17 protein-coding genes, 2 pseudogenes and 1 riboswitch are annotated in these 25,467 nt (G+C 58.2%); of the genes and pseudogenes, 10 read left to right on the top strand and 9 right to left on the bottom strand.

What is annotated here, in order from left to right; genetic code table 11:
• Window positions 1–18: 18 nt before the first annotated feature.
• Entirely contained in the window at window positions 19–342 is a 324-nt protein-coding gene (locus AC6I8M_RS19805) for a DUF805 domain-containing protein (RefSeq protein ID WP_010616629.1), read from the top strand.
• A 255-nt stretch (window positions 343–597) separates the two neighbouring features.
• On the opposite strand, the gene panS is transcribed toward AC6I8M_RS19805, so the two are convergent.
• Window positions 598–1,521: a ketopantoate/pantoate/pantothenate transporter PanS gene (panS, locus tag AC6I8M_RS19800; RefSeq protein WP_010616630.1), complete on the bottom strand. Its 924-nt coding sequence runs from the start codon at window positions 1,519–1,521 to the stop codon at window positions 598–600.
• A 262-nt stretch (window positions 1,522–1,783) separates the two neighbouring features.
• The gene (lysC, locus tag AC6I8M_RS19795; RefSeq protein ID WP_010616631.1) at window positions 1,784–3,139 is read right to left on the bottom strand and encodes a lysine-sensitive aspartokinase 3; all 1,356 of its coding nucleotides are present in this window, start codon (window positions 3,137–3,139) and stop codon (window positions 1,784–1,786) included.
• Between the two features lie 110 nt (window positions 3,140–3,249).
• A riboswitch (Lysine riboswitch) is annotated at window positions 3,250–3,444 on the bottom strand.
• 384 nt (window positions 3,445–3,828) lie between these two features.
• Between lysC and pgi the strand changes: the two genes are divergently transcribed.
• A complete protein-coding gene (gene pgi, locus AC6I8M_RS19790; protein WP_010616633.1) occupies window positions 3,829–5,475 on the top strand; it encodes a glucose-6-phosphate isomerase in 1,647 nt (548 codons plus the stop codon).
• 728 nt (window positions 5,476–6,203) lie between these two features.
• Here the strand turns inward: pgi and AC6I8M_RS19785 are convergent.
• From AC6I8M_RS19785 to atzF, 5 genes and pseudogenes are all read right to left on the bottom strand, one after another.
• The gene (locus AC6I8M_RS19785; RefSeq protein ID WP_022537112.1) at window positions 6,204–7,046 is read right to left on the bottom strand and encodes an IS3 family transposase; all 843 of its coding nucleotides are present in this window, start codon (window positions 7,044–7,046) and stop codon (window positions 6,204–6,206) included.
• A gap of 71 nt (window positions 7,047–7,117) precedes the next feature.
• Window positions 7,118–7,894 (bottom strand): annotated as a pseudogene (locus tag AC6I8M_RS19780) (transporter substrate-binding protein); the annotation flags it as partial.
• A gap of 30 nt (window positions 7,895–7,924) precedes the next feature.
• Window positions 7,925–8,625: pseudogene (locus tag AC6I8M_RS19775) on the bottom strand (GntR family transcriptional regulator).
• Between the two features lie 9 nt (window positions 8,626–8,634).
• Window positions 8,635–12,252, bottom strand: a complete 3,618-nt coding sequence (gene uca / locus AC6I8M_RS19770) for an urea carboxylase (protein ID WP_010617185.1) — start codon at window positions 12,250–12,252, stop codon at window positions 8,635–8,637.
• A 2-nt stretch (window positions 12,253–12,254) separates the two neighbouring features.
• Window positions 12,255–14,051: an allophanate hydrolase gene (gene atzF / locus AC6I8M_RS19765; protein WP_010617186.1), complete on the bottom strand. Its 1,797-nt coding sequence runs from the start codon at window positions 14,049–14,051 to the stop codon at window positions 12,255–12,257.
• A gap of 256 nt (window positions 14,052–14,307) precedes the next feature.
• Here atzF and sltY point away from each other — a divergent pair, with 256 nt between their 5' ends.
• Together sltY and trpR are read left to right on the top strand one after the other, a co-directional pair.
• Window positions 14,308–16,227 carry a murein transglycosylase gene (sltY, locus tag AC6I8M_RS19760; RefSeq protein WP_010617187.1) on the top strand — a complete coding sequence of 640 codons (1,920 nt, stop codon included), beginning with the start codon at window positions 14,308–14,310 and terminating at the stop codon, window positions 16,225–16,227.
• A 43-nt stretch (window positions 16,228–16,270) separates the two neighbouring features.
• Window positions 16,271–16,579, top strand: coding sequence for a trp operon repressor (gene trpR, locus AC6I8M_RS19755; RefSeq protein ID WP_010617188.1), 309 nt, complete (start codon window positions 16,271–16,273; stop codon window positions 16,577–16,579).
• Here trpR and yjjX read toward each other — a convergent pair whose 3' ends face one another.
• The gene (gene yjjX, locus AC6I8M_RS19750) at window positions 16,580–17,101 is read right to left on the bottom strand and encodes an inosine/xanthosine triphosphatase (protein WP_498013577.1); all 522 of its coding nucleotides are present in this window, start codon (window positions 17,099–17,101) and stop codon (window positions 16,580–16,582) included.
• Window positions 17,102–17,151: 50 nt separating this feature from the next.
• Between yjjX and gpmB the strand changes: the two genes are divergently transcribed.
• Window positions 17,152–17,799: a 2,3-diphosphoglycerate-dependent phosphoglycerate mutase GpmB gene (gene gpmB / locus AC6I8M_RS19745; protein WP_058948984.1), complete on the top strand. Its 648-nt coding sequence runs from the start codon at window positions 17,152–17,154 to the stop codon at window positions 17,797–17,799.
• Window positions 17,800–17,895: 96 nt separating this feature from the next.
• On the opposite strand, the gene AC6I8M_RS19740 is transcribed toward gpmB, so the two are convergent.
• The gene (locus AC6I8M_RS19740) at window positions 17,896–18,780 is read right to left on the bottom strand and encodes an IS110 family RNA-guided transposase (protein ID WP_498013404.1); all 885 of its coding nucleotides are present in this window, start codon (window positions 18,778–18,780) and stop codon (window positions 17,896–17,898) included.
• 898 nt (window positions 18,781–19,678) lie between these two features.
• On the opposite strand from AC6I8M_RS19740, the gene dppA reads away from it, so the two are divergent.
• The 5 genes from dppA (at window position 19,679) to dppF (ending at window position 25,465) form a co-directional block, all read left to right on the top strand.
• Window positions 19,679–21,289, top strand: coding sequence for a dipeptide ABC transporter periplasmic-binding protein DppA (gene dppA, locus AC6I8M_RS19735; RefSeq protein ID WP_010617902.1), 1,611 nt, complete (start codon window positions 19,679–19,681; stop codon window positions 21,287–21,289).
• Between the two features lie 245 nt (window positions 21,290–21,534).
• Complete coding sequence (dppB, locus tag AC6I8M_RS19730) at window positions 21,535–22,554, top strand: dipeptide ABC transporter permease DppB (protein ID WP_010617903.1); 1,020 nt, start codon at window positions 21,535–21,537, stop codon at window positions 22,552–22,554.
• A 9-nt stretch (window positions 22,555–22,563) separates the two neighbouring features.
• Window positions 22,564–23,466 (top strand): dipeptide ABC transporter permease DppC, encoded by a 903-nt coding sequence (dppC, locus tag AC6I8M_RS19725; RefSeq protein ID WP_498013576.1) that lies wholly within the window; start codon window positions 22,564–22,566, stop codon window positions 23,464–23,466.
• A gap of 12 nt (window positions 23,467–23,478) precedes the next feature.
• Window positions 23,479–24,465: a dipeptide ABC transporter ATP-binding protein gene (gene dppD / locus AC6I8M_RS19720; RefSeq protein WP_010617905.1), complete on the top strand. Its 987-nt coding sequence runs from the start codon at window positions 23,479–23,481 to the stop codon at window positions 24,463–24,465.
• Window positions 24,455–25,465, top strand: coding sequence for a dipeptide ABC transporter ATP-binding subunit DppF (dppF, locus tag AC6I8M_RS19715; protein ID WP_010617906.1), 1,011 nt, complete (start codon window positions 24,455–24,457; stop codon window positions 25,463–25,465). The genes dppD and dppF overlap by 11 nt, the downstream gene beginning before the upstream one ends.
• The last annotated feature ends 2 nt before the right edge of the window (window positions 25,466–25,467 follow it).

Here is a 25,467-nt window from a genome sequence, read left to right as displayed (position 1 = left end):
TGTGGTGGTTAGAATAAAATGGCGCTGACCCTCTTATTAACATCAATAAAGAATGGATTGGTTAAGACGTTTGATTATAGTGGCAAAGATAGCCGCTTATACTACATCATTTTTATGATGTTCCAGATTATCTGGTTTTGTTGTGATCTCAGTATATTCGCTTCATCCACGAATGAAATAGCATGGATTCCTTTACTGCTTTTCGTTCTGCCATCGCTGGCTTGTGGCAGCAGAAGAATAAACGACGCGGGATATTCACGGGGAGTGTTTATTCTTTTGATCGTTGCGCCTTATTTACTGTTCCCCTTTCTGGCTTTTCCTGCATCAGTAAAAAAAGAATAAATCGGGCTGGCCCATGAAGGGGTTAGGCCGGTGTTTGCATATCTATAAAAGGTGAGAATTAGCGCGCCAGTGGGATATAGTTGACTCGCCATTTATGACGTAACGCTGTCCGTTGAGCATTTGCGTTCGCCATGAATGGCGACCCTGCAAGATCATTGCGCGTTTTTTGTAGGGTGCGCATTTATGCGCACCGTTATCAACAGGTCGATGGTGCGTAACCGATCGCCATTGATGGCGAACGGTACGCATGCCCCATTATTTCTGTTTCTTATCAATCGTTTTACCCGACCAGTAACCCGCCAGCAGGGAACCGGACAGGTTGTGCCACACCGAGAACAGTGAGCCGGGCAGCGCGGCCAGCGGTGAGAAGTACAGTTTGCCCAGCGTGGCCGCCAGTCCGGAATTCTGCATACCGACTTCCAGCGCCAGCGTGCGGCAGGTGGATTCGTCAAACCCAAACAGCTTGCCGCCCCAGTAGCCACCAAGCAGTCCAATGGCGTTGTGCAGGATCACCGCCGCGATCACCATCAGCCCTACCGAGCCGATAAAACCCTGGCTACCGGCGACCACCACGCTAATGATCAGCAGAATACACACCGTCGAAAACGCCGGCAGATACGGCTCAACGCGGCGCACCACGCTGTTCATGGAGTGGTGAATAATCAGGCCAAGCCCAATCGGGATCACCACGATTTTGACGATGCTGAGCAGCATGCCCACCACATCGACCTGAATGTGGGTATCTACGTAGAAGCGCGTCAGCAGCGGCGTCGCGAACACGCCCACCAGCGCCGAAACCGACGAGATGGTCACCGACAGCGCCACGTCGCCCTTCGCCAGATAAATCATCACGTTCGAGGCTGTCCCGCTGGCCACGCTGCCGACCAGAATCATCCCGGCGGCCAGATCCGGCGGCATCTGGAATATTTTCGCCAGCGCCCAGGCAGCCAGCGGCATCACCAGATAGTGCAGGAACGTGCCGGCAATCACCGGCGCCGGACGCACCAGCACGCGTTTAAAATCGTCAATGTTGAGCGTCACGCCCATGCCGAACATGATCAGCATCAGCAGGTAGGTTACCCACGGCCCGATGCCGAGGAAGGTGGACGGCGAATAATAGGCTGCAACGGACAGCAGTACGGCCCAGAGCGGAAACAGGCGGGTGAGTTTGGCGAGCATGAAGAAATGTCCTTAGCGTTTTACTTAATTGGTTTTTTGCCACAGATGAAACGGCGCGCGGGGAACGACCGCAGCGACCTGCGCCGGATCATAACATTTCATTATCATAAGCGTGGCCGACGACAGAAAATGCCTATCGGCTGCTAAAGATCGCCGGGCAGGCATAGGCATTCCGCTGGCATTTGTCCGAAATAGCGTCAGGCTGAACGGCAGAAATAAAAAAAGCCGGACATTGTCCGGCTTCAGGTGACTTACGCGTCAATTAAGATTCGAACAGATTCTTATGCAGCGCGCGCACCACCTCTTCCGCGTCCGGCGTTGGCACCAGGAAGCACAGGTTGTAGCTGCTTGCGCCGTAGCAAATCATGCGCAGGTTAAACGGCTCCAGCGCGCCGAACACCTCTTTGCCGACGCCGCAGGCTTTCGACAGGTTGTTGCCGATGATCGCCACCAGCGCCAGATTCTTTTCCACTTCCACCCGGCACAGGGAAGAGAGCTCAGTCAGCAGCGCCTGGGTCAGCAGACTGTCGGCGGTGCTGGTTGAACCGGTGGTATCCAGCGTCAGCGCCACGCTCACTTCCGAGGTGGTAACCAGATCAACCGAAATACTATGGCGCGCCAGGATAGCAAACACTTCCGCCAGGAAGCCGTGCGCGTGCAGCATGTTCAGGCTATGCAGCGTCAGCAGCGTCTGTTTGCGCCGCAGCGCCAGCGCGCGGAACAGCGGCGGATTTTGAGTCTCGTTGCAGACGCGTGTGCCGCCCGCCGCCGGATCTTTACTGGAGCCGACAAACACCGGAATATCACTGCGCACCGCTGGTAGCAGCGTCGCCGGATGCAGCACTTTCGCGCCGAAGATCGCCATTTCCGCCGCTTCTTCAAAGGTGATCTCTTCGATGCGTTTCGCCTGCGGCACCACGCGTGGGTCGGTGGTGTAGATGCCAGCCACGTCGGTCCAGATATCCACGCGCGTCGCCTGCAGCGCTTCGCCGAGCAGCGCAGCGGTGTAATCGCTGCCGCCACGGCCCAGCGTGGTGGTGCGGCCTTTGCCTTCGCTGCCGATGAAGCCCTGCGTGATCACCAGTGCTTCTGCGGTGCGCGGCTGTAGCTGAGCCGCTGCCAGCGTTTTCAGCTCGGCTACGTCCGGCTCGGCGCGGCCGAAACGGTCGCTGGTGCGCATCACTTTACGTACGTCAAACCACTCGGCATTCACCTGGCGCTCGCGCAGGATCTCCACGAACAGCAGGCTCGACATCAGCTCGCCGTGGCTTACCAGCTCATCGGTCAGCGCGGTCGAACGGGCTAATGCCGCCGCTTCCGCCAGCATGATGATGTTCTCCAGCATGCGAACAATCTCCTGACGGATGACGTCCGGCGACTGCAGGCGATCGATGATGGCATATTGAATGGTGCGGATTTGATCCAGCAGATAAGCGCGCTGCTCAAGTTCCTGGCCTTCAGCCAGCGAAACCAGCAGGTTAGTCACGCCCGCCGAGGCAGAGAGTACCACCAGACGGGTATTGGCATCAGACAGCACGACGTCCGCGCTGCGGTTCATGGCATCGAAATCGGCAACGCTGGTGCCGCCAAATTTTGCCACGATCAACGATTGAGACATGTAACAAAACCTCGTGTCAGGTTATCTCCTCCCATTCGCGGAAGAGAAGATCGGGTAACAGCCTTGGCACAAGAGAAGAGCAGAATTGGACAGACAAGATCAGGAGATGAGTCACCAAAAGCACTTCACCTTGCGAAACGTCCGACTGCGGACGCTTCTGGTGACAACCCAGAGGATTCAGCCCCTGCAGCCGACAGCACAACACTCCGCGTGTTGCACCACCTCGGCGTCGCACCCCCTGATGTGTTCTCGCTGGATACGGATCCTCAAACACACTGCTTGGGCGACGCGCCTCTTCTGGCTTGCACCCGGAGGTGCAAGTCGCGCGCACAAAAAATACTGATTAATTGTTCCGCTGTCCAGCCTTGCGGCGCCGGGAAAATTCATTTTTACACTTCATGCAGCGCATTGCTAAACAAACCCTGAAGCCGCCAGCCGCCTAAAGTAGTCAGCGGTGCGAAAAAACCGGTGTTTTGCTGATGCGGCGCAGAGTAATGCGTGGCGAACCGGCCGACAATCTCCGCTGGATTTAACTGAAACGCTGCGGCTGGCGTCACAAATTTTTTCCTTTCAGTTGCAACTGTGGTCATACTGAAACGCGTGCAAGCCGTAACAAATGCTCAGCATGCGGGGCCAGACAGGATGCGCCCGGATGGAATGACGGTTCTTATATCAACAAGAGTGTTGCCATGAAAAATATCAATCCGACACAAACCGCAGCCTGGAAAGCGCTGCAGCAGCATTTTGATCAGATGAAATCGGTAGAGATTGCCGACCTGTTTGCGCAGGATGCCGATCGTTTTGCGAAATTCTCTGCCACCTTTGATGATCAGATGCTGGTGGATTTCTCAAAAAACCGCATCACCCAGGAAACCCTCGACAAACTCCAGGCGCTGGCGAAAGAGACCGATCTGGCGGGCGCCATCAAATCCATGTTCTCCGGTGAGAAGATTAACCGCACCGAAGATCGCGCCGTGCTGCACGTGGCCCTGCGCAACCGCAGCAACACGCCCATCCTCGTGGATGGCAAAGATGTGATGCCGGAAGTGAATGCGGTGCTGGCGAAGATGAAAGCGTTCTCAGAGCGCATCATCAGCGGCGAGTGGAAAGGCTACACCGGCAAGCCGATTACTGATGTGGTGAACATCGGTATCGGCGGTTCAGACCTCGGCCCGTTCATGGTGACCGAAGCGCTGCGTCCGTATAAAAACCACCTCAACATGCATTTTGTTTCCAACGTTGATGGCACGCACATTGCCGAAACGCTGAAACCGCTTAGTCCGGAAACCACGCTGCTCCTCGTGGCGTCGAAAACCTTTACCACCCAGGAAACCATGACCAACGCCCACAGCGCGCGCGACTGGTTCCTGAACACCGCCGGCGATCAGCAGCACGTGGCGAAGCACTTTGCCGCGCTCTCAACCAACGCGAAAGCGGTCGGCGAATTTGGTATTGATACCGCCAACATGTTCGAGTTCTGGGACTGGGTCGGCGGCCGCTACTCACTATGGTCCGCGATCGGTCTGTCGATCATCCTGTCCATCGGCTTCGAAAACTTCGAACAGCTGCTGAGCGGCGCGCATGCCATGGACCAGCACTTCGCGAACACGCCGGCGGAGCAAAACCTGCCGGTGCTGCTGGCGCTGATCGGTATCTGGTACAACAACTTCTTCGGTGCCGAAACCGAAGCGATTCTGCCGTACGACCAGTACATGCACCGTTTTGCAGCTTATTTCCAGCAGGGCAATATGGAGTCCAACGGTAAGTACGTCGACCGCGACGGCAACCCAGTCGATTACCAGACCGGTCCGATTATCTGGGGTGAACCTGGCACCAACGGGCAGCACGCGTTTTATCAGCTGATCCATCAGGGTACCAAGCTGATTCCATGCGACTTCATTGCGCCGGCGCAAACCCACAACGCGCTGGCCGATCACCACCAGAAGCTGCTTTCCAACTTCTTTGCTCAGACCGAAGCGCTGGCGTTTGGTAAAGCCCGCGACGTGGTAGAGAAAGAGTTTACCGATGCCGGTAAATCGGCGGAGTCCGTCGCGCATATCGTGCCGTTCAAGGTGTTTGAAGGTAACCGCCCGACCAACTCGATTCTGCTGCGTGAAATCACCCCGTTCAGCCTCGGCGCGCTGATTGCGCTGTACGAGCACAAGATCTTCACTCAGGGCGCTATTCTCAACATCTTCACCTTCGATCAGTGGGGCGTTGAGCTGGGCAAACAACTGGCTAACCGCATTCTGCCGGAGCTGGAAAACGATGCGCAGATTAACAGCCACGATAGCTCCACCAATAGCTTAATTAATCGCTACAAATCCTGGCGTTAATTTCACGCACAGGCTCATCAGGCGGCAGCACATGCCGCCTTTTTTTTGCTCCGATGTACTGCCCCGCCGCAAATAAGCGGATTTTGCTGCCACGCTGCGGTTAGATAATTCTTAAAATGCCCTAAGGAAAATAGGAAGATGCCATCATGAGTGGCGGGCTTATCTGATAAAAAATGGATCTTATTTGCCCATCTCACTCACCTAACCAACTGATTAAATTTGCCTTTCTATTTTAACTCTTTCAGAAAATCTGATTATTCCTATTCCGTGCCATTTTTTAATGCAAAAGTGAAAAATGCTGCTGTGCCATAACGTCCTGCGCAAATATTTCAGCCAGCGAAAAAAGCGCAATTAAAAAAAGCAGCTAACGCCAATTCGCCTTATTTATCACCAGAAATGTCCTGCTTAATCTCCCTCTTTTCCTGGCGCTGAACTCTGGTAATTTGTTGCCCTATACTGAACGCGCCTTCAAGGCTGCCCTGAATACTTCCTCGCTGTCGCCCGGCGGCCCGGGAAACATTATTGCGCGCTGACCACGGTTAGCCAGCTGCATGCTGCCCAGCAGCCATCGGACGGCAGCGTACGGTATGACGGGTAATATCCTTCATTCACGTTTTATCAAGATGCAGGAAACGTTGTTATGAAAAAACTGATGGTTGCCGGTGCAGCCTTACTTTACGTTGCCGTTTCTTCCGCTGCGATTGCCGCACCGGAAGAAGCTGTAGTGTTCAACTAAAACTGGCCACCGCTTTAGAGTTTTTCCAGTATCGGTTTTCCGATTCGTTTGGGGGTAACCCACCGTTATAGTCATGCGGCCTTAGCGAGCTGTAATATCCGACGATATAGTCTGTGATCGCATGTGCAGCTTCGCTAAAGTTTATATAACCTGTCACTGGCACCCACTCGTTTTTCAGACTTCTGAAGAAGCGTTCCATCGGGCTGTTGTCCCAACAGTTTCCACGTCGGATCATACTCTGCCTGATCCGGCAACGCCACAGTAACTGCCTGCTTGTATAGTGGCTACCCTGGTCACTGTGGAACATCGCTCCGGCTGGTTTACCGCGAGTTTCCCACGCCATTTCCTGCGCTTTGATGGTCAGCCTGCTGTCCGGTGAGAATGACATTGCCCAGCCTACCGGTTTCCTTGCCAACAGATCGAGAACAACAGCGAGGTAAGCCCAACGCCTGCCTGTCCAGATGTACGTCACATCGCCGCACCACACCTGATTAGGCTCTGTCACTGCGAACTGTCGCTCAAGGCGATTCGGGATAACGATGTGTTCATGACCACCACGTTTATACCGGTGGGTAGCCTTTTTTAATATGTCGTTTTCCATTTCAATACGTTGTAGCTTTTTCTTCAGCTCGCGTATTTCAATCTGTTCCGGGGTTATAGGGGAGGCTTTAGGTATTTTGCCCTGTCGTTCATCCCGCAACTGTTTTCCCCATCGCGTCATGGTAGAAAGACCCACATCCATAGCATTGGCCGCAGCTGCAACGGTGTAGTTCTGATCAAGGACCAGTTGAGCGGCTTCGCGTTTAAACTCTGCGCTGAAATTTCTTTTTTTCATTATGGCACCTGTGTTGTTCTGAGGTGAGCATATCACCTCTGTTCAGGTGGCCAAATTTAGTGTGCCACTTCAATCACCGGAATGTCGGTTGCTTTAATGCCCTGGTTCGCCAGCTCTTTGTAGAACGGCACGTTGGAATCACCGTTGATGGTGGAGATCACCGCGGTTTTGCCACCGGCGGAGAATTTTTTGATATTGGACACGATGGTCTGGTAATCGCTGTAACCAAACGGCGTGTACACCTCTTCGATATCCTTATCCTGCACGCCTTTACTATGCAGGAAGGCACTCAGAATCTTGTTGGTGGTGCGCGGATAGACATAGTCGCTGCCGAGCAGGAAGAAGCGTTTCGCGCTGCCGCCATCTTCGCTCATCAGATACTGCACCGCCGGGATCGCCTGCTGGTTCGGCGCGGCGCCGGTGTAGAACACGTTCGGCGACATCTCTTCGCCTTCGTACTGCACCGGATAGAACAGCAAGCCGTTAAGCTCTTCAAACACTGGCAGCACCGATTTACGCGAGACCGACGTCCAGCAGCCAAACACCACCGCCACTTTGTCCTGAGTCAGCAACTGGCGCGCTTTTTCGGCGAACAGCGGCCAGTTAGAGGCAGGATCGACCACCACCGGTTCCAGCTTCTTGCCCAGCACACCGCCTTTGGCATTGATCTCATCGATGGTCATCAGCGCCACATCTTTCCGCGGCGTTTCGGAAATCGCCATGGTGCCGGACAGCGAATGCATAATGCCGACTTTGATGGTGTCTGCCGCCTGTGCGGTAAAGGCGAAGCCCATGCTGGCAACGGTAGCGGAGAGCGCGAAAGCTTTAAGCAACGAACGTCGTTTCATCATTTAAACCCCTAACTGTGTTATCTGTTGTTATTCAATGGGTTGTATCCGATCCTGCTGTAACATATGCAACGTAATCTTCCTGACCTCGGCCTTACTGACGGCAATGTGGTCGGTTAAAATGCGCTGTGCCTCCTCGGTGTGTTGCTGAAAAATTGCCCGTAAGATCTGAGCGTGCTCGCGGTACGTGGCATCGACCCGATCGTCCCGCGTAAAGTCGAGACGGCGAATGATGCGGATTTTTTCTGTCAGCTCGGCGTGGATACGCGCCATCTCCTGATTACCGCCGCGGCCACCAGCGCCATGTGAAACGCTTCGTCGTGCGCCGACACCGCTTTGCCATCTTCCAGCCGGGCATCGTCGATCCAGAAGGTTTTCAGCGCGGTCAGGGTTTCCGCGCAGGCCAGCGGCGGCAGCGCGCACAGGCGGCGCACCGCTTCGCGTTCCAGCACTGTGCGGAAGTCGTACAGCTCCTCGAAGTAGGCGAAATCGAACGGCCGTACCTGCCAGCCGCTGCGAAACCACACCTCGACATAGCCTTCGCGCTCCAGCCAGAACAGCGCCTGACGGACCGGCGTGCGGCTCACCGCCAGCCGCTCGGCGATTTCGTTTTCGCTGAAGCGGTCACCTGGCATCAGACGGAATTCAAAGATGTCCTGCTTCAGCGCCTGATAAACCTTTTCGGCCAGCGCTTCGGGACGGCCTTTGCTGCGGGGCGCGCTACTGTTCATACCTGCTCCTTAAGCCAGCCACAGCAGGGTGTCGCCCGGACTCACCGGACGGCCCACCTGGCAGGCAATGCGTTTCACCGTACCGGCCTGCGGCGCGACAATCGCCAGTTCCATCTTCATCGCTTCCACGATGATCAGCGTCTGGCCGGCCTGCACCTTATCGCCCGGCGCAACCAGCACTTTCCAGATGTTGCCGTTCATGTCAGCACACACCGCCAGCGCATCGTCCTCTGCGTCGGCGACCACCAGCGTCTCTTCACTGGTGAGCGGCGCCTCCTGCTCTTCCTGCGCCCACAGCGTGACTTCCTGCTCAAACGCCGCGGCCTGACGTTCGCGGAAAGCACTGATTTCCGGCGCGTTGTCGGCGAGGTACTGCTGATGCGCCGCGAAATCAAACTCGCTCTGTTCGATGCGGATGCGGGCGCGGCCGGCGCGGAAATCGTCGCGCAGCTGCGTCAGTTCCGCTTCGCTCACCGGATAGAAACGCACCTGGTCAAAGAAGCGCAGCAGCCAAGGTTCGCCGGCGGCAAACTGATCGTTTTGCAGGAACTTGTTCCAGATGGGCAGCGTGCGACCCACCAGCTGATAGCCGCCCGGTGAATCCATGCCGTAGATGCACATGTACATGCCGCCAATGCCCACCGTGCCTTCGGCGGTAAAGGTGCGCGCCGGGCTGTATTTGGAACTCAGCAGGCGATGGCGCGGATCGATCGGCACCGCGCACGGCGCGCCGAGATAGACATCGCCGAGACCGAGAATCAGATAGCTGGCGGCAAACAGGGTGTCGCGTACCGCTTCGCGGCTCGCCAGTCCATTGATGCGCTGAATGAAGTCAACGTTGTTCGGCAGCCACGGCGCGCTGGCGCGAACCGTCTCTTGGTAACGCTCCACCGCGCCGAGCGTGGCGCTGTCTTCAAACGCCATCGGTAGCCAGACGATGCGCGACGGCACTTTCAGCGCGCTGACGTCGCCCAGCCCGGCTTCCAGTTCCAGCAGCAGCGTCATCAGCTGCTGCTGACCGATCACCAGGCTGTCATAGCGCACCTGCAGCGAGCGCACGCCGGGCGACAGCTCTTCGATACCGGGCTCTGCACGCTGGCGCAGCGCCTGCATCAGCAGGTGTACGCGCAGGCGCAGCGCCAGATCCAGCACATTATCGCCGTACTCAATCAGCACATATTTGTCGCCCGCCTGGCGATAGACCGCAGCAGGCGTGGTGGCGGTCGCCGGCAGCGCCGCTAACAGGGTGGCAGAACCGATGTCGCTCGCCGCCAGCGACGGCACCGCGAAGGCCGGTGCGTGCTGGCTGCGCAGCGTGGTTACGCTGTGCGCCTGAGCTTTCTCCAGCGCGACTGCTTCGTCGGCGCTGATCAGGTGGAAGCGGATGCGATCGCCCGGTTTGACCTGGCCAACTTTCCACAGCTCGGCTTTGGCAATGGTGACCGGGCAGACGAAGCCACCAAGGCTCGGGCCGTCGTGCGTCAGGATCACCGGGAAGTCACCGGTAAAGTTCACCGCGCCGATGGCGTATTCGCAGTCGTGTACGTTAGACGGATGCAGCCCGGCTTCACCGCCGTTGGCGCGCGTCCAGCTGGGTTTAGGCCCGACCAGACGGACGCCAAGCCGGTTGGCGTTGTAATGCACCTGCCAGTCGCTGGCAAAGAACTCATCGATGGCGGCCTGGGTGAAGAAATCCGGTGCGCCGTGCGGACCGTACAGCACGCCAATGCGCCATTCGCTGCCGTAGTGCGGCACCAGCGCGCGATCCAGTGCTTCAGGTTCGCTGACCGGGACTGGCGTGGTGCAGGCGGCGAGCGCCGGCTTGGAGATGGGCAGCATGTCGGCGACGCGCAACGTACGTCCGGCGTGGCCGCCAAACTGGCCCAGCGAGAAGGTGGCGCGGCTGCCGAGGTACTCTGGCACATCGAAACCATTACGCACCGCTAAATAGGTGCGACAGCCGCTCTGCGCGCGGCCCAGCGTCAGGGTTTGTCCGGCTTTCACGGCCACCGGCTGCCAGTAGTCGACCGCGCTGCCGTCGAGATCGGCCGGACAGTCGGCACCGGTCAGCGCGATCAGCGCATCGCTGTGGAAGCGCAGCGTCGGGCCCTGCAGGGTGAACTCCAGCCCGGCGGCGCTGGCGTGGTTGCCGACGATACGGTTGGCCAGGCGGAAGGCGAAGTCATCCATCGGGCCGGACGGCGGCACGCCGATGTCCCAGTAGCCCAGGCGGCCGGGAAAGTCCTGAATGCTGCTGAACGTGCCCGGCTGCAGCACTTCGATGACGCTGGCCGCCGGCGTAAAGCCGTCAAGGAAGCGCGTCCAGACGTTGCCGCTGCGGAAGGCGTCGGTCGCCACGATCTGACGCAGATAATCCAGATTGGTGGCGATGCCGTGCAGTTGGGTGGCGTCAAGCGCCTGCTGCAGCTTCGCCAGCGCAGCGTCGCGCGTTTCGCCATGCACGATCAGTTTGGCTACCATCGGATCGTAAAACGCCGTCACTTCGCTGCCGGTCTCGATCCAGCCGTCAACGCGCACCGCTGGCGGGAAGCTGACGTGGGTTAACACGCCCGGGCTCGGCTGGAAGTTTTTCAGCGGATCTTCGGCGTACAGCCGCACCTCAATCGATGCGCCGTGCGGTGCCTGCTGCAGACGATCCCAGTCGATGGCATCGTCCGCTGCCACCTGCAGCATGCACTCCACCAGGTCAAGGCCGGTGACGCACTCGGTCACCGGATGCTCCACCTGCAGGCGGGTGTTCACTTCGAGGAAATAAAACGCGTCCTGCGCGGCGTCATAGATGTACTCCACGGTGCCGGCGCTGCGGTAATTGACCCGCTCGCCAAGCCGCACCGCTGAAGCCAGCAGCGCTTCACGCGTGGCCTGCGGCAGATTAGGGGCCGGCGTCTCTTCCACCACCTTCTGATTGCGGCGCTGCAGCGAACAGTCGCGTTCGCCAAGCGCAATCACCTTGCCCTTGCCGTCGCCAAAAATCTGCACTTCCACATGGCGCGCACGATCGATGCAGCGTTCAATAAACACGCCGGCATCGCTGAAAAACTGCTCGCCCAGACGGCGCACGCTCTCCCACGCGTTCTGCAGTGCCGTGGCGTCGGCGCAGCGGGTCAGACCGATGCCGCCGCCGCCGGCGGTGCTTTTCAGCATCACCGGATAGCCAATGTCTTCCGCCGCGCTGAGTGCGTCCTGAAGCGAACTGAGCAGCGGCGTGCCCGGCGTCATCGGCACGCCCGCGCTGGCGGCCAGTTCACGGGCGCGATGCTTGAGACCAAATTCGCCAATTTGCTGCGCGGTCGGGCCGACAAACGCGATGCCGGCCTCTTCGCAGGCGGCGGCAAACGGCAGGCTCTCCGACAGAAAACCGTAGCCGGGCCAGATGGCCTGCGCGCCGGTTTGCTGCGCAGCGGCCAGAATTTTGTGAATGCGCAGATAGCTGTCGCTGGCTTTGTCACCGCCGAGGGCGATGGCCACATCGGCTTCGGTAACGTGACGCGCATTGCGGTCGGCATCCGAATAGACCGCCACGCTGGTTACGCCGAGGCGCTTCAGGGTGCGGATGGCGCGGCAGGCGATTTCGCCACGGTTAGCAATCAGAACGGTGCTGAACATGATTAGTTATTCCCCTGTGACGTCAGCCAGTTGCGCCAGCCGCCGAATTCAGTGATTTTCAGCGCCTGCGTCAGCGCTGCCGGTTCGCAGATAAAGCCTTTCACGATGCGTCCGTCTGCCAGCGTCAGCGAACCGATGCCGAGCGGCGCCGGGATTTCCGCGACGAATTCGCCAAAGCGCGCCAGCGGGATGTCCCACAGTTCGACGGTGATAGCGGCACCGCTGTCGCCGCGCAGCAGGCCGGGCTTTTTGATCGGGCCGTCGAGCAGGGCGAACAGGCGATAGTGGCTGGCGGTTTGCGTCTCTTCGACCCACACCGCCTGACGCGTGGTGAGCTGGAAATTCAGCGGCATGCCGGTGAGATGGGCACCGACCACCGCCACGCGCACGTGGTCAGGCGACGGCGGCAGCGCGGCGGGCTGCGGCGGCAGCGCTTTGCCGGTGGCCCCGATCGGCAGCGCCAGCTGCTGCTGCCAGCGCAGGCCAAACGTCGCCAGCGCGCGGTCGTGCCACGCCGGTGCGATCAGCGTGATGCCCGCAGGCAGCCCATCTGCGCGGAACGGGCCAGGCAACGCCAGCGCGCTAAGGTCGGCCAGATTAGTGAAGTTGGTATAAGTGCCGAACTGCGAGTTGTAGTGCACCGGCTCCTGCTGCATCTCTTCCAGCGTATGGATGGTGGGTGAGGTCGGCACCACCAGCGCATCGAACTGGGCCAGCGTCTGCTGGATCTGGCGCGTCAGTTCGGCACGCAGGTATTCGGCTTGATACGCCTCGACGGCGCTGTACTGGCGGCCACTGCTGACGATGCCGTACACCACCGGATCCATCTCTTCCGGGCGGTCGATCATCTCGCCGACCGCCACGGTGCGCTCGGCGACCCACGGGCCGTAATAAAGCTGCTCCGCCAGCTGGTGGAAAGGGGCGAAGTCGATAGGGTGCAGCGTCGCACCGCTCGCCGTGAGCTGCTCCAGCGCGCTAAGCCACGCCGCTTCCGCCTGCTGGTCACCGTAAAATTGCGGCGTGGCAGGGATCGCCAGTGAGGGCTGCGGCTGGAAACTGGCCGGTGCGCTGCGTGGCGACTGGCGCGCATAGGCGTCACCGGCGTCGTAGCCGCCCGCGATGCTGGCGACGCTAAAGGCATCGGCAACCGTCAGGGCGAATACCGAGATGGTGTCATTGAGACGGCAGGCCCGCACCACGCCACTGGCCGAGAACCAGCCTTTGGTCGGCTTCAGCCCGACGATATTGTTAAAACCTGCCGGCACGCGGCCGGAGCCGGCGGTGTCGGTGCCGAGCGAGAAGCCGACCAGGCCGCGCGCCAGCACTGACGCGGAGCCGGAGCTGGAGCCGCCGCTGACGTAGGCCGGGTTAAAGGTGTTGCTCACCGCGCCATACGGCGAGCGGGTGCCAACCAGACCGGTCGCGTACTGGTCGAGGTTGGTTTTACCGATGACGATAGCGCCTGCCGCTTTTAGCTTTGCCACCACGAAGGCATCGGCCGCGGCCTGATAAGTCAGCGCCGGGCAGGCGGCGGTGGTAGGCCAGCCTGCCACGTCAATGTTGTCTTTGACGGCAAACGGCACGCCAAACAGCGGCAGGGCGGCCGGATTGCGCTGATACGCCGCCAGCAGCGGTTCAACCTGCGCCAGCAGCTGGGCCGGCGAAGCGAGGTACAGCCAGGCATTATCTTGGTTATCGAGTGCGTCGAGATGTGCGGCCAGTAGTGCAGGGATCTGCTGTGCATCCTGCTGTGCGCAACGTTGCCAATCCTGAAGCGTAAAACCGAAGGTCGATGCCATGAGTGAATTCCAGCTGGTATACAAGATGGCATTCAACAGAGCAAAGCACGTGCCAGAGTTGTAACTGAATGAAAACGCATAGCTATTTGATGGGTAATAAGTTTTTCTGATGATTATTTGCACAATTGCGGCGCAGACGCTGAACAATCACGGTGCGTCTGGGTAAATTTTGTGAAGAACGTGGCAAGAGCCGGTTGGCCTGGTTAGCATGAAGGGAGTCCGGCATAAGCTGGAGCGCAGCAATGAGGAGAGCGGAGTGGAGAAGTGGCGTAACTGGATGATAGGGATCTGTCTGGTCAGCACGGCCGGCAGCGTGTGGGCCGATTCGCTGGATCAGCAACGACAGCGCTATGCGCAGATCAAACAGGCCTGGGACAACAAACAGATGGACCAAGTTGAGCAGCTGATGCCAACGCTGCAGGATTATCCGCTCTATCCGTACCTGCAGTATCGCCTGCTGGCGCAGGATCTCGATCAGGAGACCGGGCTGGCGGTGAAAAACTTTATTCAGCAGTATCCCACGCTGCCGCCGGCGCGTTCGCTGCAGACGCGCTTTGTTAACGTGCTGGCGCACCGTCAGGACTGGCCAGGCATGCTCAGCTTCAGCCCGGATGAGCCGAAGCCGGTGCAGGCGCGCTGTAACTGGTACTATGCCAAGTGGGCGACCGGTCAGCAGCAGGCGGCGTTTGACGGTGCCAAAGCCATCTGGCTGCGCGGGACCGCGTTACCGAACGACTGCGACAAGCTGTTCTCGGTGTGGCAGGCGTCAGGGCAGCTGTCGCCGATCACCATCCTCGAACGCATCCGGCTGGCGATGAAAGCCGGCAACGACAGCCTAGTTAATTACCTAGCGAAAATGCTGCCGGCGGATTATCAAACCACCGCCAGCGCGCTGATTGCGCTGCAGCAGAATCCCCAGACCGTCACCACTTTTGCCAGCACCCTCGGCCCGACCGATTTTACCCGTATGGCCACCAGCTACGCCTTTGCCCGCGTGGCGCGTCAGGATATGGACAACGTCCGCATGATGATCCCGCAGCTGGTCCAGGCGCAGAAGATGAGCCCGGCGGAAGAGAAGGATCTGAAAGAGACGGTGGTGTGGCGCATGATGGGCGCCGATCTCACCTCGGAGCAGGCGCGCTGGCGCGATGCGGTAGTAATGAATAGCGAATCAACCGTGCTGATTGAGCGGCGCGTGCGGCTGGCGCTGAGTGAAAACGACCGTCGCGGACTGAACACCTGGATTGCCCGGCTGCCGGTGGAAGCCAAAGAGAAAGATGAGTGGCAGTACTGGCAGGCCGATTTACTGATGGCGCAGGGGCGCAAAGAGGAAGCGGAAGAGATTCTGCGTAAGCTGATGCAGCAGCGTGGTTTCTATCCCATGGTGGCGGCACAGCGGCTGGGCGTAGAGTATCCGCTGCAGGTGGATCAGGCACCGGCGGCGGACAACAGCGTGGTGCAGGGGCCGGAGATGGCGCGCGTGCGCGAGCTGATGTACTGGGGGCTGGATAACCTGGCGCGCAGCGAGTGGGCCAACCTGATCAGCAGCAAAACCCGTACCCAGCAGCAGATGCTGGCGCGCTACGCGAATGAACAGGACTGGTGGAATCTCAGCGTGCAGGCCGCCATCACCGCGAAAATGTGGGACAGCCTGAAAGAGCGTTTCCCGCTGGCGTGGCGCAATCTGTATCAGCAATACACCAGCGACAAAGGCATCACGCCAAGCTACGCCATGGCGATTTCCCGTCAGGAGAGCGCGTGGAACCCGAAAGCGCGCTCACCGGTTGGCGCCAGTGGCCTGATGCAGGTGATGCCGGGCACCGCCAGCCATACCGTGAAGATGTACAACATTCCGGGTTACGTTAACAGCAGCCAGCTGCTCGATCCGCAGACCAATATTCAGATTGGTACGCAGTATCTGGAGTATGTGTATCAGCAGTTTGGTCAGAACCGCATCTTCTCTTCTGCCGCCTATAATGCCGGCCCGGGGCGGGTGCGCAGCTGGCTTAATACCAGCGGCGGCAAACTGGATGCGGTGGCGTTTATCGAAACCATTCCCTTCTCGGAAACCCGTGGCTACGTGAAAAACGTGCTGGCCTACGATGCCTATTACCGCTACTTCATGGGCAAGCCGGATAAGATTCTCGCCGACGGCGAGTGGAATCGCCGTTACTGACTGTGTTATGCTTCCGTACTCGTTAATGAGTACGGAAGCCTTCATGAGCCAACCCCTTTCCCCGCAGCCGGTTGAAGACAACTGGCTGCGTTTCATCGACCTGATGCACAACGCGTTTTCCGATGACGTGGCGCTGCCCTTGCTGCAGCTGATGATGACGCCGGACGAGCGCGAAGCCTTAGGCACGCGCCTGCGCATTATCAAAGCGCTGATCAACGGTGATATCAGTCAGCGCGAGCTGAAAAACGAATTGGGCGTCGGGATTGCCACCATCACCCGCGGATCCAACAGCCTGAAAGAGGCGCCGCCCGAGCTGAAACGCTGGCTGGAAGCGCGCCTCGGGCGCAGCTGATTACTGCTGATACAGCGGGTGAGTGAACGGACAGAGCGCCAGAATCAGGGCCTGATGATAGACGCTGGAGCGGCTCAGCAGGCCGTGGGTGAAGGCGCCAATCGCACCGCCCTTGTGTTTGATATTCTCCACGCCGGTTAAGCGCGCCATTTCGTCACCGAGCTCATGCCCGGCAGCCAGACCGGCCATCACAACCACTGGCGGCAGCGTAAAGCTGGCAGAGCGGGATTCACCGCGCTGCTGTGCATTCTCCACCACCATCCAGGCAAAGGCGCAGTCGCCTTCAATGTCCGCTTCAATCGCCACCCAGTAATCCGCCTGTGGCCGCACATGACGCGCGTTCGCCACGCGCTGGCGTGCGCCAGTTCGCGTTTCGGCATCGCTTAAGGACTGCGCGGCGACGCCGCTCTCGACCTCGCCCCCTTCAATATGGCAGGATCCTTCGCCGAAGGCGTCGTTGAACGCCTGAGCAATTGCGCGGATTTTTGCCGGATTGATGGTGGCTGCGACAACATGGTACATAATTACCTGAACCTCAAGACAAATTTTTCGCAGTATAACGGAAATTAAGCATGTTACAGGTCTATCTTGTTCGTCACGGTGAAACGGTTTGGAATGCGGCCCGACGCATTCAGGGGCAGTCCGACAGTCCGCTGACGGATAAAGGTGAGCAGCAGGCGCATCAGGTGGGCAAGCGCGTGAAATCGCTGGGCATTACTCACGTGATTGCCAGCGATTTAGGACGTACCCGGCGCACCGCGGTGATTATCGCTGATGCCTGCGGTTGTACGGTGACGCTGGATGCCCGCCTGCGCGAGCTCAATATGGGCTGTCTGGAGCAGCGTCAGCTCGACGGCCTGACGGCGGAAGAGGAGAGCTGGCGTAAAGCGCTGGTGGATGGCACCGAAGGCGGCCGGATTCCGGGCGGAGAGTCGATGGAAGAGATGGCGACGCGCATGCATGCCGCGCTCAATGCCTGTCTCGATCTGCCGGCAGGTTGCCGTCCGCTGCTGGTGAGCCACGGCATGGCGCTGTGCGTGCTGGTGAGTACCATTCTGGGGCTGCCTGCCCATGCGGAGCGCCGTTTGCGTCTGCGTAACTGCTCGATTTCGCGCGTCGATCATCAGCAAAGCGCGTGGCTCGCCGCCGGCTGGGTGGTGGAGACGGCCGCTGATGTGTCGCATCTGGATGCACCCGCGCTGGATGAGCTGCAGCGTTAATCGCGGTAGCGCATGGCGCAGAATGACCGCGTATCTGTGCGCATGAATGCGCACCCTGTAAAAACCGCAGATGCACTGTAGATACCGTCTTGCCGGTTACCTGGCAAGACATATTTCGGCATCGAACGGACGACCCGACTTCAGCACACCATAAGCCAGCTGCAGCAGCTTCTTCAGCAAACTTACCGCCGGATTCCACTTCATCGCCACTATCGCTGGCATGTACAGGGCCTTGCGCATCGCGCTGTTGCCCATCTTCGATATCCTGCTTTTGCCCTTCCACTCACCGGACTCCTGCCGCATCGGATTCAGCCCCACCCACGCCACAAGAGCCTTGCTGCTGCTGAACCTCGACATGTCCCCCATATACGCCAGCATCGTGCTGCCCAGCACGCCCGGGATGGACTCCAGCAGTTCCCTGTTCTTTTTAAGGCCCGGGTCATTGTCAATATGGTCGTTTATTGCCCGCTTCGTTTCGTCTATCTGCGCATCCAGCGCCGCAATGACCACGCGGATTGAGGGCTGCACCACCGCATCCGATACCTCCAGCCGGTTCTCTTCCATCTGCCGCATTTCCTGAAGATTCGTCAGGCGCTTCACCAGCGCTTTCAGCCTGCGTTCATTCAGCGGCGCCGGCTGCCACAGCGATGGACCGTGCAGTTTACAGTAGCGCGCTATCATGCGCGCATCGTCTTTATCCGTCTTATTCCGGCTCAGCTCGGCCTGCCCGAAGCGCCTGATGCGCGCAGGATTTTCCACGCTGACATCATAGCCTTCGTCGTGCAGGAAGGTGGCCAGCGGCTCACTGTACGCGCCGGTAGCCTCCATGCAGATATGGCAGCAGCCGAACGGCTCCAGCCATTTTTTCAGGGCGATAAAGCCCTTAGGGGTGTTGGGAAAGACTTTGGTTTTGTAAGACGTGTCGCCTTTCCAGACGGCCACATCAAACTTTCCGGAGGCAATATCAATGCCGACAGGCATACGGGTTTGTATAGATTCTCCTTAACAGCACAGGGAAACCGCCATGACCATCCTTATGGATGCGTGCTCGGGGCACAGGATACCGTCCGGTCTTGAAGGCGGGAGTTAAGTTGCCGGGGATGAATCCACAAAGCAGGCTTTATGCCCAGGGGTCGCCCCCATCTCACCAGCAACTTCCCGATGATCAGTCGGGGATCATCATACCCGGAGGAGAATGATCGGGATATAAGGGTCGCCATTTATGGCGACCGGATGACCTTCCCTGAACCAGACACAAATCCCGGCAGCAATTAAGCAAAGTCATCAATTTACGCGTTCCATTAATCATCAACGGGATAAACCGTATTATCCTTCAACACCTCTCTTCATCCCTTGCTGCATCAAAGCACCTCTCTTAATTCGCGACACATTCTGCTTATGACCGGCTTTTGCTTTTTGCTGATTTCTTATGCCATTACGCCAGCATATTTCGCTGCCTGAACGTCATAACGCACGGGTAATCGTTCAGATATTCAACATTTACCGACAACTTTAAGACGTTTTTTAACGGTGATAATCACTGTCATCAGGCGCTATTGCCAGAGAATCACACGGCATTGCGCGCTTTATCACCTTTTTAAATTTTGGCTTAGCGTGCAAACACTGTTTTTTATCGTTGCTTGCACTTACTCACACTCTGTGTAAATAACCTCACGTTGTATTGACGTTCTTTGCAACTGTTGACAAATTGATGCATCAATAAGATGCAGAGACGGCCAGCGCTGGCAGGTTCCACGGCGTCAGCGCTACAACAATAACCGCTTGCATTTTGGTCATTACATAACTGACCTGCCCGAACCGCATAAAAAAATCAGAGGTCGGGCGACGCACACAACATCACATCACAATGGAGCAAAACATGATCAACTCCCTAGCCAAATCCAGGATGCTGAAGGTCGGTCTTCGCCTGATTGCTATGACCGTGGCCGTGGGCGTTCAGGCGAAAACCCTCGTTTACTGTTCAGAAGGTTCGCCGGAAGGCTTCAACCCGCAGCTGTTCACATCCGGCACCACTTACGATGCCAGCTCAGTACCGATCTACAACCGTCTGGTTGAATTCAAAACCGGTACCACTGAGCTGCAGCCGGGCCTGGCAGAAAAATGGGACGTCAGCGAAGATGGTAAAACCTATACTTTCCATCTGCGTCAGGGCGTGAAGTGGCAAACCACCAAAGACTTCAAGCTGACCCGCACCTTCAACGCTGATGACGTCGTGTTCTCCTTCGAGCGCCAGCTCGATAAAAACAACAAGTACCACGGTGTCTCCGGCGGCAGCTACGAATACTTCGAAGGCATGGACATGCCGAAGCTGATCGCCACAATCGAAAAAGTGGATGACTATACCGTACGGTTCACCCTGACCCGTCCGGAAGCGCCGTTCCTCGCCGACCTTGGCATGGACTTCGCGTCAATCCTGTCGAAAGAGTACGCCGACAACATGCTGAAAGTCGGCACGCCAGAAAAACTGGATCTCAATCCGGTGGGTACCGGTCCGTTCGTGCTGTATCAGTACCAGAAAGACTCACGTATTCTGTACAAAGCGAACCCGGACTTCTGGGGCACCAAGCCAAAAATCGATCGTCTGGTGTTCTCCATCACGCCTGATGCTTCGGTGCGCTACGCCAAACTGCAGAAAGGCGAATGTCAGGTAATGCCGTATCCAAACCCGGCTGATATCGCCAGCATGAAGAAAGACAACAAAATCAAACTGATGGAACAGCCAGGGCTGAACGTCGGTTACCTGTCTTTCAACACTGAGAAAAAACCGCTGGATAACGTCAAAGTGCGTCAGGCACTGACCATGGCGGTGAACAAACAAGCGATCATTGATGCGGTCTATCAGGGCGCCGGTCAGGCAGCGAAAAACCTGATCCCACCAACCATGTGGGGCTACAACAATGATGTCAAAGACTACGCTTACGATCCGGCCAGAGCCAAAAAGCTGCTGAAAGAAGCGGGCATGCCGGATGGCTTCAGCATCGACCTGTGGGCTATGCCGGTGCAGCGTCCGTACAACCCGAACGCCCGTCGTATGGCGGAAATGGTTCAGGCTGACTGGGCAAAAATCGGTGTGAAAGCCAAAATCGTTACCTTCGAGTGGGGCGAGTACCTGAAGCGTGCTAAAGCCGGTGAACACCAGACCGTAATGATGGGCTGGACCGGTGATAATGGGGATCCGGATAACTTCTTCGCCACCCTGTTCAGCTGCGCGGCAGCGAAAGACGGTTCTAACTACTCACGCTGGTGCTACAAGCCGTTTGAAGATCTGATTCAGCCAGCGCGTGCTGAAGCCGATCACAACAAACGTATTGAGCTCTACAAGCAGGCGCAGGTGGTGATGCACGACCAGGCGCCAGCACTGATCATCGCGCACTCAACCGTGTACGAGCCAGTAAGCAAGAAAGTGAGTGGCTATGTGGTCGATCCATTAGGTAAACATCACTTCGAAAACGTCGACATCCAGGAATAACCTTTCGGATTATCGCGGTCAGGGCCAGCATGGCTGGCCCTCGGGCGGCACCTTCGCCGCCTGTACTCCGCATTTTATTTCCGGCTAATTTCTTATAAACCCTCAATACCTTGCGCTGATGCAGCGTGAAGTATGACGGGGATTTTGAAGCGCTTCTTGCGTCGCGTCCGGCTATGCCGGCTGCGGATTGTGAGCAATGTAGTCCATGGCGTTAGCGCCACGGAAAATGACTGAGAATCCGGCTTATGCTGCAATTCATACTCCGACGTCTGAGCCTTGTCATCCCGACGTTCATCGGTATTACATTATTGACCTTTGCCTTCGTTCACCTGATCCCCGGCGACCCGGTGCTGATCATGGCCGGTGAACGCGGCATCTCCCCCGAACGTCATGCGCAGCTGATGGCCCAGTTTGGTCTCGATCAGCCGATGTGGAAACAGTACATCACTTACATCAACGGCGTGCTGCATGGCGATCTCGGCATCTCGCTGAAAAGCCGCATCCCGCTGTGGGATGAGTTCGTGCCGCGCTTTAAAGCCACGCTCGAGCTGGGTATCTGCGCCATGATCTTCGCCGTTGCCGTGGGTATTCCGGTCGGCGTGCTGGCGGCGGTGAAACGCGGCTCAATTTTCGATCACACCGCCGTGGGCATCTCGCTGACCGGCTACTCAATGCCGATCTTCTGGTGGGGCATCATGCTGATCATGCTGGTGTCGGTGCAGCTCAATCTGACGCCGGTCTCCGGCCGCGTCAGCGACACCATCTTCCTTGACGACACGCATCCGCTCACCGGCTTTATGCTGATTGATACGCTGCTGTGGGGCGAAGAGGGCGATTTCAAAGATGCGGTGATGCACATGATCCTGCCGGCCATCGTGCTGGGTACCATCCCGCTGGCGGTGATTGTGCGTATGACGCGCTCCTCGATGCTGGAAGTGCAGGGTGAAGATTACATCCGCACCGCGCGCGCCAAAGGTCTGACGCGCATGCGCGTGATCGTGGTGCATGCGCTGCGTAACGCCATGCTGCCGGTGGTCACGGTGATCGGTCTGCAGGTGGGCACACTGCTGGCGGGCGCCATCCTCACCGAAACCATCTTCTCTTGGCCGGGACTCGGCCGCTGGCTGATCGAAGCACTGCAGCGCCGTGATTATCCGGTGGTGCAGGGCGGCGTGCTGCTGGTGGCAATCCTGATCATTCTGGTCAACCTGCTGGTTGATCTATTGTACGGCGTGGTGAATCCGCGCATCCGTCATAAGAAATAAGGGGGAATCATGTCTGCTGTTGATCCCGCAAGCGTCACCGCTGCACCGAAGCCGATGACCCCGATTCAGGAATTCTGGCACTATTTTAAACGTAACAAAGGCGCGGTTATCGGCCTGGTTTACATCATTCTGATGCTACTGATCGCCATCTTCGCCGATGTGCTGGCACCGCATGCCCCGGCTGAGCAGTTCCGCGATGCGCTGTTGCACCCGCCGGTTTGGCAGGAAGGCGGCAGCTGTAAATTTATTCTGGGCACCGATGACGTCGGCCGTGACATCCTGTCGCGCCTGATGTTTGGTGCGCGCCTTTCGCTGCTGGTGGGCTGCATGGTAGTGGTGCTGTCGCTGATTCTGGGCGTGATTTTCGGCCTGATGGCCTGTTATCTCGGTGGCGTGGTGGATGCAGTGATTATGCGCCTCGTCGACATCATGCTGGCGCTGCCAAGCCTGCTGCTGGCGCTGGTGCTGGTGGCCATCTTTGGCTCGTCGATTGTCAACGCCTCGCTGGCGATCACCTTCGTCGCGCTGCCGCACTACATTCGCCTGACGCGCGCAGCGGTGCTGGTGGAAGTCAATCGCGACTACGTAACCGCCTCAAGCGTGGCCGGTGCCGGTACGCTGCGCCAGATGTTCATCAATATTCTGCCTAACTGCCTGGCACCGCTGATCGTGCAGGCGTCGTTAGGTTTCTCCAACGCCATCTTGGATATGGCCGCGTTGGGCTTTCTCGGTATGGGGGCGCAGCCGCCGACGCCGGAGTGGGGCACCATGCTCTCCGACGTGTTGCAGTATGCGCAGAGTGCCTGGTGGGTTGTGACCTTCCCTGGAGTGGTCATCCTGCTGACGGTTCTGGCATTTAACCTCATGGGTGATGGTTTGCGTGATGCACTCGACCCGAAACTCAAGCAGTAAAGAGGCACCGAGATGGCGTTATTAAATGTAGAAAAACTGTCAGTGCATTTCGGCGACGAAAAGACACCGTTCCGTGCGGTTGACCGCATCAGCTACCAGGTAGAACAGGGCCAGGTCGTCGGGATTGTCGGCGAGTCCGGCTCCGGTAAATCGGTCAGCTCGCTGGCGATCATGGGGCTGATTGACTATCCCGGCCGCGTGAAAGCGGAGAAGCTGGAGTTCAATCAGCGCGACCTGCAGCGCATCTCCGAAAAAGAGCGCCGCCAGCTGGTGGGCGCAGAAGTGGCGATGATCTTCCAAGACCCGATGACCAGCCTTAACCCATGTTACACCGTGGGCTACCAGATCATGGAAGCGCTGAAGGTGCATCAGGGCGGCAGCAAGCGCACGCGGCGTCAGCGTGCCATCGACCTGCTGGAGCAGGTGGGCATTCCCGATCCGGCGTCGCGGCTCGATGTCTATCCGCATCAGCTGTCTGGCGGCATGAGCCAGCGCGTGATGATCGTCATGGCCATCGCCTGTAAGCCGAAGCTGCTGATTGCTGATGAGCCGACCACGGCGCTCGACGTGACCATTCAGGCGCAAATCATCGAACTGCTGCTGGAGTTACAGAAGCAGGAGAACATGGCGCTGATCCTGATTACGCACGATCTGGCGCTGGTGGCCGAAGCGGCGCAGCACATCATCGTGATGTACGCCGGTCAGGTGGTGGAGAGCGGCAAAGCGGTGGATATCTTCAAAGCGCCGCGTCACCCGTATACGCAGGCGCTGCTGCGTGCGCTGTCGGAGTTTGCCGCCGACAAAGCGCGGCTGGCGTCGCTGCCGGGCGTGGTGCCGGGCAAGTATGACCGCCCTAACGGCTGTCTGCTCAATCCGCGCTGCCCGTACGTGACTGACCGCTGCCGTACTGAAGAACCTGAGCTGCGCGATATTCCGGGCCGCCAGTCCAAATGTCACTTCCCACTGGATGATGCCGGGAGACCGACTTATGAGTCTTGATAACACGAAGCAGGATTATCTGCTGCAGGCGATTGACCTGAAAAAACACTATCCGGTGAAAAAGGGTCTGTTCGGCCAGGAGCGCTTGGTCAAGGCGCTGGACGGCGTCTCCTTTAACCTCGAGCGTGGCAAAACGCTGGCGGTGGTGGGCGAATCCGGCTGCGGTAAATCCACACTCGGACGCCTGTTGACGATGATTGAAACGCCGACCGCCGGCGAGTTGTACTGGCACGGGCAGGATCTGCTGAAACACGATCCGCAGGCGCAAAAGCTGCGCCGGCAGAAAATCCAGATTGTGTTCCAGAACTCGTATGGCTCGCTCAATCCGCGTAAGAAAATCAGCCAGATTCTGGAAGAGCCGCTGGTGATCAACACCGCGCTGAGCAAAGCGGAACGGCGGGAAAAAACGCTGGAGATGATGGCCAAAGTGGGCCTGAAAACCGAGCACTACGATCGCTATCCGCACATGTTCTCCGGCGGTCAGCGCCAGCGTATCGCCATTGCGCGCGGCCTGATGCTCGATCCCGACGTGCTGATTGCCGATGAGCCGGTCTCGGCGCTCGACGTATCGGTGCGTGCTCAGGTGCTCAACTTGATGATGGATTTACAGCAGGATCTCGGCCTGTCCTATGTGTTCATCTCGCACGACCTGTCGGTGGTGGAGCACATCGCCGACGAAGTGACGGTGATGTACCTCGGACGCTGTGTGGAGAAGGGCAGCAAAGAGGCGATCTTCAGCAACCCGCGCCATCCGTATACCCAGGCGCTGCTGTCGGCCACGCCACGCCTCAATCCGGACGAACGCCGCGAGCGCATCAAACTGACCGGTGAGCTGCCGAGCCCGCTCAACCCGCCGCCGGGCTGTGCGTTCAACGCACGCTGCCGCCGTCGTTTCGGTACCTGCGTGCAGCTGCAGCCGAAACTGAAGCAGTATGGTAAGCAGCAAATCGCCTGCTTCGCCGTCGACCAGGATGAGAATCAGCCGGTAGCAACGCCGTAATT

Source organism: Type-A symbiont of Plautia stali (assembly GCF_059731155.1).
Note: the sequence above shows the minus strand (reverse complement) of the source record. Positions and strands in the feature narration are given on the sequence as shown.